The organism is Mycobacterium simiae, assembly GCF_008370645.1.
Lineage (GTDB): Bacteria > Actinomycetota > Actinomycetes > Mycobacteriales > Mycobacteriaceae > Mycobacterium > Mycobacterium simiae_A.
This window is the reverse complement of the sequence record NZ_VTZN01000049.1, coordinates 17,521-30,071: the sequence shown is the minus strand read 5'-3', so window position 1 is coordinate 30,071 and position 12,551 is coordinate 17,521. Positions and strand designations below refer to the sequence as shown.

Below are 12,551 nucleotides of genomic sequence, written 5' to 3'. Positions count from 1 at the left end.
TAGAAAACCGTGACGATGGCGCTCCAGCGGCTCACCCGCGCGACGGCCGCGCACTTTAGGAAACAAACGTCACCAAATCGCCGGGCTTGAGAACTTCCCAACCGGCACGCCGAGTGACCGTCTTCTGGGCGGGCACGCACCTGAATCGGTAGTCAACGCCACACTCATTAATCTCGCCATTTCTCAACGCCTTTCGACTCCGACGTCTCGCGGACACCGGCGGGTCGTCGTCAGACTGGTCCACGGCCCGAACCAGGAGGGATCTGGGTCCGTTTCAACCGTCACCAGTGATTGCGGCGATAGCGTCTTGCGCCAGACCGCCTCAATCTGGTTCCAGTGCCAGGTGTTTCCATTGCGGTCACGCCACCGAGATCCACGTTCCTGGACACCCAGCCCGTCGACCTTGTCGATCGTCACCGTGTTGTCGCTCATCGTCTCACCTACCTTCAACGGACAGCGGGGCTCTACGCTTCGAAATCCTCCGGACGATGCGACGAGATGCGGATCCGAGGTTCCGCCGCAGCGGCGCCTGGCGACTCGGGTTCGTGGGGCGCGGGTCGTCGCGGCGTTCCCGGATCTCCTCGACCGGGATCGTGGAGATCTGTCGCTTTCGTCCCGGCCGACCGATCGACAGGGGACACGTCGCAATCATGCAAAGCGCGGAGGGCCTCGCGCTCCTCACCGTTCAACACTGCCAACAAAATCTCCTCGTCCTGGTTGCTAGTACCAACACTGGACATCGATCCTGACGACCCCACAGCCCACATCGTTTCCCCAACCGTCCTAAGCATCCCGGCCTCGATCGTCAAACGGTTCGAACGAGCCCGCGCACACGCCCCCAGTCACACAGCCCTGGTGCTCGATGCCCTCCGCGCACATGCCCAGGAACTTCCTATACTCATCCTCAACCGCCGCCCAGGCCCAAACCCCGCGACCTCTTCCGCTTTCGTGAAGCGCCGGGCCGCACCAACCAGGACACGCCACTGCCAGTACGCATTCGCCCGACCAAAGGCGAACTCGCAGTGATGAGGCCACGATCCAGCCGCCACTGCGTCAGAGCAGCTACTTTCGCGAGATCGTCGATATTGCCTTACCGAGCTGTGAGGTAGGCATGTGCACCGGCCATCGGCAGCCAGCACCACGCCGGCCAATCCAGTCCATTGGTACCGCGGCCGTCGACTATCTGGGCACAGACCGCAAGAGCATCGGGATAGCGCTCACGGAACGGCCGCAGTAGCCCCTCTACACCCGCCGCAGCGTCCATCGGCTTACCTCACCTCGCAAAGCTGGGGTAGGTGCGACTACAGTCGACGATCCTTTGTGCACCAGGGATAAGGGCGTTCGGTGACGAGTCGATCCCATTGGGCGAACATTCGCATGCTCGGTCCGCGTTGCTGGATCTCCCGCCGCCATACGCCGACCGCGGCGAGGTGGGACCAATCCGATGTCGGTGCATACGGCGTGAGGGCGATTTCTTCGCATACGTGCCGCCATTGCGGTCCTGCCAGATACGTGGTCCACCAGTCGGCGCTTGCGGGGGTGGTGACCATTGGCACCAGCAGTAGTCCGACCTGTGGGGAGAAGCCGCACCAGCCTGGGGAGCGGCCTGCCCGTGTCGGCAGCATCGCCATGCCCCACAGGGCAAGCCATGCGTGTGTGACGTCGGCCAGCGGGTCGAGCTCCCCGGGTGGGACGTAGGCCCAGCCGGGGACGAGGTCCACAGATCGCCCCGTGTGCACGATTCGGCCGTTGAGGCTGTCGACGACGGCCGCCGCCGGACGCGCGGCCAGCTGCTGGGCGGCCACCGTGAATCGCCGGCGCACGATGTCCCCTCCCTTGCTGAGTGAGGTCATGTCCCACCGGGATACCCCGGCCCGGGGCTTGCCTGCTGCTTGCTGCCACTGTCGGACCACTTTCAGTCGGGAGGTCTCCGTGCCGGCAGGGCAGGTCGGAAAGCCGAATCCACGCACGAGAGCGCGATGGTGGGAGGGCAGCGCGTCGACCAGGGCGGCCCGGCGCTCTAGCTGGTCGACAAAAGCGCGGCGGTCAATCGTCGGCCCCCAGTCGGCGGTGAGGACTGGGCGGATGCCGTCGATCGTCTGCGCCCACGGTCCGGACGTGTCGGCCACGAAAGCAGCTTCGGCTTTGATCGCGGCCGCGAGACGCTGGGGGTCGGTCGTGATGGTGCAGTCCCCCGTCTCTGGATTGTGGTGGGCCGTAGCGGGGATGTGGTGTGCAGCAGCCAAAGTCAGGGCTCCCCACATCGCCAGGTGAGGCCATAGGGCCTGCTGTACGCCGTGTCCGGACGCCCGCACTGCGATGGCCGTCACCGCCGGAGCACCCACTGCTCGCCACAGAGGTCCTCGGACACGACGACCCAGCCCGCGGCCTCCAACGCCTCGTTGTAGGGGGACTGTTCTTCGGCCGGCTCCACCTCGACCACCGCATCCCAGCGAACTTGCCCGTCCGGCAGATCGACAGCCACGGAATCAGGGTCGTCCTCCCTGCCTCCTCCTTCGATGTACAGAACGTCGCACCTCGAACAGCGATCCTGCGAAAGCTGCAACGTCACTGGGTGTGCCTCGCGCCGGATCCGCTGTTCGATTGCTTCTCGTATCCACTCGGACCGGTTATCAGCGCCCATGCGGACCAGTGCTGTTTCCTGTCGGTGAGTGACGTTAAAACTGACTCGCGGGCCGACGACTGGTCGGCCGATCTTGCCAGTGGACATCGGGTTCAACACCTCCTCCAACAGGCATTATTTTTCGATGCCTAAAACTTAATACAGCTCAACGCCGTTTTGCAAGCGTTCCTGATGGGCAAAAATAGACGGAGGCGGAGTTAATGGGAGGAGCGCGCAGCATGGTTGACGCCCAGACCGGGTTGGCGTCGCCAACGGGGTTGCGGCGATAGTCCAGGAGTTCGCTGGTGTGCCGGGCGGGTGCGCTACGTCGATGCCGTGGTTGCCGAGCAGGCGTGCGGGACATGGCTGCGCGGGCCGAGGGGTGACGTTGGATGGCCTGTGCGGCGCGCTTGCTTGGCGATCGGGCGGATCGCCGTCGTGCAGGCTGACCCGCCGGGTCGCCCCATCCGGGGTCTGTCCTGGGACTCGCTGCCGAGTCTGCGCCACGATTTGGCGGGTGGCATCCAGCAGTTTGTGCAGGTCGTTGACCGCACGCACCAGTCGGCCATGACGTCGACCCGCGGCCGTGTCGTGCTCACCGCGAGCGCGCAGTTCGGCCGCTTTGGCCTTCGCACGGCGCACCGCCCGCTGGGCGTTGACCAGCAGCCGCCCGGCGTCGCGTACGTTTCCCGGACTGCTTTATCCTTGCCGGTTCATCTGCACGGTTTGGTCGAGCCTGTGCTCAATCAGTCGGAACATCGACTGGACGTGCTTGGCGTCGCAGAGGGCGTCGTGTGAGTTGCCGGAGTAGGCGGGCAACGGTTGTCCGAGAAGGCCGGCGAACTGCCGTACATCGCGGGTGGCCATCGGAAGCCCACTGATCATGTCGATTCGTCTTCTCTGGCCCACTTCATCACCGTCTCGGGGTCAGCCCCGCCGCTGATGGCGGCAGCTGCCACCGCGCGAATGGTCGAGGCCACCAGGCCGCGTAATTGGACCAGATCGTCAAGTGCGAGATGCGCGGTGTCAGCGATGGTGTCAGCTCGTGGATGGCCGGGCGAGGGTTGTTGATCGTCAGCATCAACGCCGATGAGTATCCGGTCACGGACATATCCCAGGCCGGCGCTCGCAAGGTTGAGGAACTCGACGATCTTGATGGTCTGGTCCCGCGGAACCATGGCCAGCCACGTGCCGGGAGTTAGTAAATGGTCGGCACTGGCTGCTGTAGCACTTGAGTTATTCATTCCCTCATTCTTCCTGGACAGACTCAACATCTCGTACGGTTTGCTAGACGTTCTAACGAGTTGTGAAGCGGCGGCTGCTGCTCTTAATGCTCCCCTCATGGTGTGACGGCTGGGGTACGTTCACTGGACCTTGATTACGGTCGTGAGTGCGCCCGTGGTGATGCGGGCGTCGCTGGTTGCGATTGTGAAGCCGAGGCGGGCTGCTTGAGCGATGATCATGCGGGTCGAATGGATCGATCCCTTGTGGTTCCAGTTGAGCTGGCCGGCAAGTACGGCGTTCGGCTGAATCGATGGCAAGGTCTGCGGCCTTCATACTCGCCAGAGTCTCATACTAGGCCGACAAGAGCGGGCCGCCGTTGAGTCGTCCGATCCGGGTCTTGATCGCCACTTCCCGAGCTCGGGCGGCGGAGACAATGTGTCCCGACCCATTCTTGCCAGATGGGCAAACCATGCGCGCGCATCGTTTGAGTCCTGCCGAGTAAGGAATCGATCAAGTCGTCTGCCATCGCAGACCGCGGAATTGCAGACAGGCACAGGACTGCGGCCGTGTACACGCGCGATCTTGCTGCCGACGCCTCCAACAAGCGAGCCACTCGTAAAGGACGGAAGGGGATTCGTCCTTGGAGTCCGCAGAGAAAGGACGTGGGCGTACTCGCCGACGCCCAATCCCATACCCTGGCCACACCCGAGGTGTTAATTCGTTTGGGCGGGGTGCCGCTGTGCAAGGCGGCACCCCGGCCGGCGTCAGGCGGCCTCGTTTCCTCGACGAGGAGCCGCGGCGACGTCGAGGATTTCGTCCTGGATCCTGCTGGTGACCTCGGCCAGCTCCGCCTCGGCTGCGATGAGCTCTTCGGGCGCCGACAAATCGGTGCCGGCGGCGGCCTCACGAGACCGCTTCGCCTGCCGGCGGCTGTCCTCGACCCTGCCGACTGTCTCGGCATGCTCGACGGCCGCTCCATCGAGCCACGCCGAGACCATGCCGTGTGACCACGCGGCCACGGCCTGAGCGCCCCGCCGACGCACCTTGGCCGGTAGTCGCTGCGTCCATAACGTGCGATAGCCGAAGCTGACTCTTAGATGGTGATCGCCGTGGTCCTCGACGATTTTGACCAGCAGCGGCCCGCTGGACCACCGCGCGTGATGACCTTGGCCTGACACCGCCTGCTCCGCGGCGCGAGATAGATCCACCGGAGCCAGCTGATGCCGGTACTCCACGAGTTCGGCCAGGCGTTCAGCCCGTGCTTGCAGGGCATCGGCGCGATGTTCGGCCTCGGTTGCGGTGTGCAGGGCGGCGTTGACGTTTTGGCGAGCTGTCAGATGCGTCAGGTGCAGCTTTCGGACCATGACCTGCAGCTCGTGCTGTCGCAGCAACAGTGTGTTGCCGGCGGCCGCTGCCTTGAGCTCACCGAAACTCAACGTGCCCTCACCGCCCAGGTCCGCGATCTCGCGCACATCGCTGTCTGTGCGATACAGCTGCTCGAAACCGCGACTTTTGCGCTCGGCGAGCTGGAACATGTAGGCGTCGAAGGAGCCCTCCACGGCGTAGGAGTAGATGTCGATGTCCGCGTGCAGATTGCCGGTGCGGACACCGCGGCCGTTGCGCTGGTCCCAATCGCGGGCGGTCCAGGTCGGGTCGACGTGGTGCAGCGCCGTGAGCCGATTCTGAATGTTCGTTCCCACACCGACTTTGGGAGTCGAGCCGAGCAGAACCGATACCCGGCCATCGCGGCATGCCGCGAAAAGCGCTTCACGCGCCTTGGAGTTGGTGGCCTCGTGAATGAACCGGATCCGATCGGCCGGAACGTCACGCGTGATCAGAGCATCGCGAATCCGGCCGTAGCTCTGCGTATCACTGGGGTGCGGAGTTCCTAGGTCGCACAACACCAGTTGAAACGCGCCGGGCAGTCGCGAATTGGAGTAGGCGGCGTCGCGGGTGCGGTGGTAGATCGCCGCGACGTTATCGGCGACCGCTTCCAACTTGGGTGCGGTTTCGGTGAAACCGACCAGATTGGGATCGAGGGCCACCTTGCGGCCGTCGCCGCAGATTGCCAGCATATTGTCGGTGTCGGGGCGAACCCGCCCTGCCCTTAGATCATCGGCTCGCTTGACCAGATCAGTCATGAACGCGCGGGTGTTTTGCGTGGGTGCCACGACGATGGTGTGCTGGTGCGGTGTCGGCAACGGCAGGTTGGTCATCGAGGTGCGGACCATCGACATGAACGACCCGATCATCAGGCGAAGCTCAGGAACGTTCTGGATGACCGCGGGGCGGCGCCTGGTGCGAAAGCCCGAACCGTCTGGGCTGACCTCGACGAGCGTTTCGTAGCGGACGAACTGTGCCGCCCATGCGTCGAAGTGTCCGAGACCGGAATCGGCCAGGCGGTCTGGGTCGCAAAAGCGTTGCCACACATAGGCTTCGGCGAGAGTGTTGGTGTAGGGGGTGCCCGTGAACATACTCGCGCAGGGGCGCGAAGAGTTGGCGCGGCGCAGCATCGACAGCTTCAGCAGAAGGTCGGTGGCGCGCTTGGATGCGCCCAGGCTGAATCCCTCGGCGCGCGTGGCGATCGGCAGGCGGCGGAAGCGATCGGCCTCATCGACAGCCAGATAGTCGATACCCAGCATGTCGAAGGTGATGACGTCGGGATCGGCGCCAACGTCGCGCAGCCGCTCGATGCGGCCCTCCAAAGACCGCACGGCCGTGGCGATGCGCTTGCCGGTGACCCCCTGGCTGCGGCTGTAGTCCTCCAATTCGGCCAGCTGCTCGTCGAGCCATGCCCGCTCCATCTCAGCGGGGACCGGCATGGAGTAAAACGTTTCATGGGTCATGATGACCATGTCCCAGTCGCCGGTGGCGCAGCGCGCGGCGAATAGCCTTCGGCCGTAGCGGGACAGGTCCTCGCGGGTTACCACCAAGATCTTGCCTGCCGGCGCCGTCTGCAGCGCCTCGCGCTGAGCCTGCTCGATCAAGTGATTGGGGACAATGTAGAGCGGGCGGTTGGCAATACCGAACTGGCGCAACGTCATGCACAGTGCGATCGCAGTCCTGGTCTTTCCCAGGCCCACGGAATGGGCCGCGAAAGCCACCGGGATCGACAGGGCGCGGTCGACGAAGTCGCGTTGCCACGACCACAGCTGCAGATCATCGGCCAGGCCGGGGAAGGTCAGGTAGGAGCCATCGTCTCGGCGCAGCACGTGCGAGTTCATCGCGTGGTTGTAGCGATCCAGGATGCGCTGCTGGCGGTGCGGGGACTCCCAGATCCACAGCGAGAAACGCTGCTCGATGGCGGCCAGCGCCGCCCGAGCTGCCTCGGTCTGATCGGCGTTGCGGACCCGGCGGGTCGTTCCGGTGGCCGAGTCGTAGACCTCGTCGTAGACGGTCGGCGAAGTGCTGTTCAGGCCCGCCTGCAGCAAGTCGAATGCGGACTTGCGGGTGGTGGTGTAGGTGATCTTCGCATCGGGTGAGATGGCATGGGCGTTGCCGTCAACCTCCCAGGCGGCTAACGGGGCGACGTGGTGAACCTTGACCCAGCTCGCGCCGAATACCTCCCGGCAGAAGTCCTCGATGTCGCCGGGCTCTGCCCACGGTGACCTCAGCTCGATCCGCACTTCATCGCGCCCCAGCCATCGCGGCTGAACGTGCTGCAGTGCAGTGACATTGCGCTCGTAGGAGGCGTCGGTCGCTGCGGCCGCCAACGCCTCTTGCAGTTTGATCCGCACATTGCCGCACAGATAGTCGCGGGCAGTATGGGCCTTACCGGTGACGGGGTCGCGGTAAGCCAGGTCGCCGAGAGCGGTGAACGCAGCTTCGGTGCTGGGCAGTGACAGCAACTCGGTGACGCGGGCCAGATCCAAACCGCGGCCCTCTCCCAAGGTGATGGCCAACGCCTCACCGGGGGTGTTTGCGCGTGTCACGGACACAGGGCGCCGGTTGACTCTCCGCTGCAGAATCGCCGCCGGCGAGGCCTCCCCGGTGGCCTGGTCGAACTTCTCCAGGGCGAACACCAGGGCCGAATCGGGATCGCCGCGAAAACCGCCCATCGGGGGGACCCGCCAGCTCAGCTTGGGTAAGCCCGTGTCGGGGTCGGTCTTGCCCTCGATCAGTGTTCCGCGATTGAGGGCGCCGAAGCGCTCGACATAAGCCAGGTAGGCATCACAGCACGCCGATCGCAGGGGAGCCAGCGTGGCGTCCGCAGTGTCCCAGTCGGCCTCGGCGGTGATGAGAGTGACCGCGGTGTCGCGCAGCGCAACCAAGGCGTGCAACTCCTTGCTCGGCCGCGAGACGGCCTGCAGCTGCCCGTCGACGACGCGGGTCATCACGGTGTCGACGAGATGAAACGACCCTTCCTTGCGTCCGTCGGCGTCGGTGAGCGCGACATCGGAGAAGACCTGCGCGGCCTGCCTGTCGGCTGCCGGGGAGGGCAGGAGTAGGGGCTGGGCCGCGGCGAACGCGTCGGCGACCGCCGCGTCTGGGCTGTCGCTGTCGACGGTGAGCGGATTCTGATAAACCCCGGTTAGGCGCATCGTGCCGGCGACCAAGTCCGGGTGAGTCGACCACCATGCGCTCACCCGCGCAGTGATGCTACGGCCCCGTGAATCGGTGCCGGTCAGGTACTCACGCGGCTGGCGGCTGTCCCAGCCGCGGCGCGGCTCGTCGTCCTCGCGCACGCGCAGGACCAGGACATCGGCCACCACATCGGTGCCTCCTGCGGCGAAATAGCCCGCCGGGAGACGGATCGCCGCCATGAGATCGGCCTGTGCTCGAATCGCATGGGACAGGCCGGTCTCGGAATCCAAGGTGTGGCGCGAGGTCACCATCACCACGTAGCCACCGGGGCGCACCGCGCGCACGGCGCGCACTAGGAAGTACTCGTGCAGGGGTCCGTAAAACGCGATCACCGAGTCGGTCACGTTGGATGACGAGAACGGCACGTTGCCCACGGCGGCATCAAAACGGTTGTTGGGCAGGGATACCCGTTGGAGTCGATCATTGATGATCGTCGCGTCGGGATGAAGAACCGCGGCGATGCGCGCGGCTACCGGATCGACCTCGACGCCGGTGAAGGCGATCGGCAGATCGGCCGGGGTGTGTTGTAGGAACCGGCCATTGCCGCATCCCAGATCGAGCACGTCGCCTCCACGGAATCCCGCCTGCTGCAGCAGGCAATAGATGTGCTCGACCAGCCTCGGTGGGGTGTAGAAGGAGGTATCGACCACGCGTGCAGCCGCTTTCATCGCCGCGTGGTCCAGGTCGTCGAGTTCGTCGGCCAACGCCGCCCAAGACCTGGATGGTTGGGGATCGAACAACGGCGATGCTGCACCCCAACCGGGGAATCGTTCCAAAGCAACGCGCTGGGCTGCAGAAGGTGTGGCGCCGGCTGTGAGATCGCGGAGAACGTGCACTGCCTGGACTGCCGAGCGGGCGGCGGAAAGTGTTGCGGCCATCGTGGCACCTTTCGGTTCGGTGACCAGCCCCTCAAGGCCGGCCGTTTCTCGTCGCCAGAGTCTGGCTCCGGCGTTCGTTGTGCACTGTAGCGGCGAGTTCCGACAACCCCTCTGCGGCTCTGCGCTCGCCTGTGCGTCGCCTCCCAAAATAGCACTCAGGCATGACGGCATTAATACCTGAGGGAATGTTAGGCTTGGTGTGCCGCTGAATCCAAGCGACTGGGTCTGCGAGTTCACGCGGGACAGAAGGGAAGTGACGATGAGGAACACCGGATACACCGGTCGCGGCGTGGTGGCCGCAGCTTGAGCGGCGCCGGTTTCGACGGCCTTAACGGGTTCGCCGAAGGTCGCCGCGAGGAGCGCCGCCGCTACGTCGAACGACGTGCGGCACGCACCGCGGTCCCCGGCCGCACGAAGAGAGTCAAGAAGCTGTGGACCGTCGATGAAGCCAAGACGGCCCTGGACTTTTCGCTGACCGTGCCCGAAGCGGCCCTCAAGGTCGGGCGCACCGCCAGTGCGGTGGAGTCCTTGCGTCTGCGGTGGCGGCAAGGCCGGTTGCCCGACCTTTTGAACATGCATATCCCGCCGCCGCGCAAAGACCAGCGCTGACTAGAACCGGGGATCTGTGATGCTTTATCGATTGACGGCTGGCGGCCGTACCTTCCGCATCGACGCCGATGACGAAACCAGCGACATCTTGCAGTGGTACATCGAATCCAAGGGCACGCCCGAACAGCTGGTGGCCCTGTCGCGCCAGCAGGTGGTGGCGCGCATCGGCCGAAGCGCTTTGCCCACCGATTTCCCCGACCCCGATGTCGTGATCGGTGACCCATCGCGCGAAACCGGTTTCACGCGTGGCTGGTTCGAGTCCACCGTCAGGGAGTGGGAGGATCGCAAGCTCGACACCGAGGCCGTCGGGTCTGCCGCTGAACCCCAACAGGTGGCGACACCCAGCGGTGACGACACGTCCCCGGCCTTGTGGCCGGTCAAGAGCCGGCAGTGGACGGACACCCCGATCATCGCCGATGGACGTGTGGCGATCGTCACCAGCCGCGGCATCGTAAAACCCTCCGGTGTCGTGGTCGCGGGCCCCATGCCCAGTGGTGATTCACTGCACAAGTTTTTGCTCTGGAACTGGGGAACCAAACCTAAAGAGCAGCCTCAGGTCTGGTTCACGTACGAAGCGCTCACCGAGCTGGGCCTACCGATGGATGACCTTCCCGACGATCTGCCAGGGCTGGTCTCAGCGACATTCCACTGCGAGGTTACCTGGAGCCAATCGGGCTGGTTCACATGCCGATTCACCGATCACGACGGCCAAAAGCGCAAGGCTCAACTCGTCCTGGTCCCGTTGATGTACCTGGATCAGCCACCCCAACACCCGGGTGACATGGGGGTCGCCGGAGTCGAAGGCACGAGTACCGAGCTGCCCGAAGACGAATCCGAAGCCGTCAAGATCCTCGCCGACCGCATCTCTTGGCTCGCTGGCGTCGGAGACGCCGGCTTGGTCCCCGCGTCACGGTGGGCCACCGTGGGCGCCCAACTCCTGGACCGCAAACGGCAATCGGGCCGCACCAAGCAGATCGAGGCATGCCCACTGCCCACCGAGGTCGCTGTCGAGGCTGGCGAGCTGGAGCCGACCCTTCCGGTGAAGTGGGACAACCGGCCGCACCGGGCCCGCGAGGACGCAGTTGACGTCCGAGTGGACCAGCGCGCCGCCTATTTGGCCTCCGCCGGACAGGTCGAACTCGGCTATGGCCGCCCCAAAGAGCTGCAGCAGATCAAGGTCGACATCTTCCATGAACAACGACCCCCCTTCGGTCTGTGGCGACTCAATCTGGCGCCGGCCGAGCAGATCGACGGACTGACCACGAAGCTGCCGTTACCGCACCCGGGTATGCACTGGAAAGAACCCACCACCCTGTGGGTCACCACCCGTTGCATTCAGCACCTCACCGCGCCCGTGGAATCCGGCGGCGCCGGGTTGGCTGTCGAAGAACTCGAGATCACCAGCGCATGGGTCTGGCCCGAACAGTCACGGCTGCTGCGGACATGGGCCGACGCGCTGCGCGTCAAACTGCAAGAGGCACGAGAGGTCGAGCGCTTCGACTACCAGCAAATGATCAAGGCCATCTACACCACCTACCTGGGCCGCATGGCCAGCGACAAATGGCCGCCCTACCAGCGTGAGCACCAGCAGCCGGCCTGGTATGCCGCGATCCGCGCCGACACCCGCTTCCGTGCGCTGCGCTACGCCGCGCGCATCGCTGCCGAACACGGCGTGTACCCGATCGCCGCCGAACTCGACGCCTGGATCTACCGCCTGCCCGCAGGAACCAACCCGTCGATCCTGGATGAAAACTCCACCGCCAACGGCAAATACCGCATCAAGTGGACCAGTGCCGACAAGGCAGCTGGAGTCGATGAGGAAGGCGCCGACTGATGAAAAAGGGCCGCTTCGCCAGCTCGGCAACACCCTCCCCGCCGCCGACGTCGCCCCCTCAAATGGCGGGCGCACCGCCAGCGCACAGCGCCGGAGCCTCCGGTGCTGCGGAGCCGGGCGGCAAAGGGTTCGGAGCGGCGTTTCGCGCCCTGGTCGAACGCAAGTTTCGAGAGCTGAGCAAGGCGCAACGCTGGCAAGGCGTATCAGAGTTCAAGCGGCGCGCCGAAGCGCGCCGCCGCGGAACCGCCGAGATGGCCAAACGTCTCGAACGGCAGACCGGGAAACGCCCCGCATCGAGCACCGTCACCCGCAACGCCGCCAAGGGCAGCACACCCAAGGGCGCAGACGAGAAGCGGATCGACCGACAGGCCGCCATCGACCGTGCCGGCGGACTCAAGCAGTTCGCCACCAAGGCCAAGATCAGTGCCAGTCAAGCGCGCCGGTGGCGCGACACCGGCGGACCCATCCATACCTTGGAAGTCATCGTCATCAACTTCAACGTCACCGGCGACCTCCAACACGGCCAGAAAAGCACGATCTCCGACGAGCCGGAGACCCTCGACGTCGACAAGCATCTGGTCGATCAGCTGACGCTCGACGGTGCCGACGCCGACGACTTCATCGAGGCGTACGCCACCGACGACATCGACGCGCAGAAAGAGATCCTCGGCGAGCAGATCGCCAAACACATTCTGATCGACTGGAACGGAGAAATGACCCGCATCTACACGATCAAGACGATCCACACTCTTAGCTTCGGATAGAAACGATCGCGTGTCGGTGGTCTCGGTTAGAGTCG

9 protein-coding genes and 1 pseudogene are annotated in these 12,551 nt (G+C 64.8%); 3 read left to right on the top strand and 7 right to left on the bottom strand.

Annotated elements, in window-relative coordinates:
• Positions 1-183: 183 nt before the first annotated feature.
• From F0Q45_RS10380 to F0Q45_RS10355, 7 genes and pseudogenes are all read right to left on the bottom strand, one after another.
• Positions 184-432, bottom strand: coding sequence for a hypothetical protein (locus tag F0Q45_RS10380; protein ID WP_149653873.1), 249 nt, complete (start codon positions 430-432; stop codon positions 184-186).
• A 658-nt stretch (positions 433-1,090) separates the two neighbouring features.
• Positions 1,091-1,264 (bottom strand): hypothetical protein, encoded by a 174-nt coding sequence (locus F0Q45_RS27590; RefSeq protein ID WP_188112864.1) that lies wholly within the window; start codon positions 1,262-1,264, stop codon positions 1,091-1,093.
• Between the two features lie 37 nt (positions 1,265-1,301).
• Complete coding sequence (locus F0Q45_RS10375) at positions 1,302-2,330, bottom strand: hypothetical protein (protein ID WP_149653872.1); 1,029 nt, start codon at positions 2,328-2,330, stop codon at positions 1,302-1,304.
• Complete coding sequence (locus F0Q45_RS10370; protein WP_149653871.1) at positions 2,327-2,731, bottom strand: hypothetical protein; 405 nt, start codon at positions 2,729-2,731, stop codon at positions 2,327-2,329. The genes F0Q45_RS10375 and F0Q45_RS10370 overlap by 4 nt, the downstream gene beginning before the upstream one ends.
• A 281-nt stretch (positions 2,732-3,012) precedes the next feature.
• A pseudogene (locus tag F0Q45_RS30465) lies at positions 3,013-3,301 on the bottom strand (ISNCY family transposase); the annotation flags it as partial.
• A gap of 203 nt (positions 3,302-3,504) precedes the next feature.
• Complete coding sequence (locus F0Q45_RS10360; RefSeq protein WP_149653870.1) at positions 3,505-3,867, bottom strand: hypothetical protein; 363 nt, start codon at positions 3,865-3,867, stop codon at positions 3,505-3,507.
• 744 nt (positions 3,868-4,611) lie between these two features.
• On the bottom strand, positions 4,612-9,309 hold the full coding sequence (locus F0Q45_RS10355) for a methyltransferase domain-containing protein (RefSeq protein ID WP_149653869.1): 4,698 nt from the start codon (positions 9,307-9,309) through the stop codon (positions 4,612-4,614).
• Between the two features lie 303 nt (positions 9,310-9,612).
• On the opposite strand from F0Q45_RS10355, the gene F0Q45_RS10350 reads away from it, so the two are divergent.
• Genes F0Q45_RS10350 through F0Q45_RS10340 form a run of 3 tightly spaced genes read left to right on the top strand, consistent with a single transcriptional unit; the run spans position 9,613 to position 12,516 of the window.
• Positions 9,613-9,918: a hypothetical protein gene (locus F0Q45_RS10350; protein WP_149653868.1), complete on the top strand. Its 306-nt coding sequence runs from the start codon at positions 9,613-9,615 to the stop codon at positions 9,916-9,918.
• Between the two features lie 19 nt (positions 9,919-9,937).
• Positions 9,938-11,752: a hypothetical protein gene (locus tag F0Q45_RS10345; RefSeq protein ID WP_149653867.1), complete on the top strand. Its 1,815-nt coding sequence runs from the start codon at positions 9,938-9,940 to the stop codon at positions 11,750-11,752.
• The gene (locus tag F0Q45_RS10340) at positions 11,752-12,516 is read left to right on the top strand and encodes a hypothetical protein (protein WP_149653866.1); all 765 of its coding nucleotides are present in this window, start codon (positions 11,752-11,754) and stop codon (positions 12,514-12,516) included. The genes F0Q45_RS10345 and F0Q45_RS10340 overlap by 1 nt, the downstream gene beginning before the upstream one ends.
• The last annotated feature ends 35 nt before the right edge of the window (positions 12,517-12,551 follow it).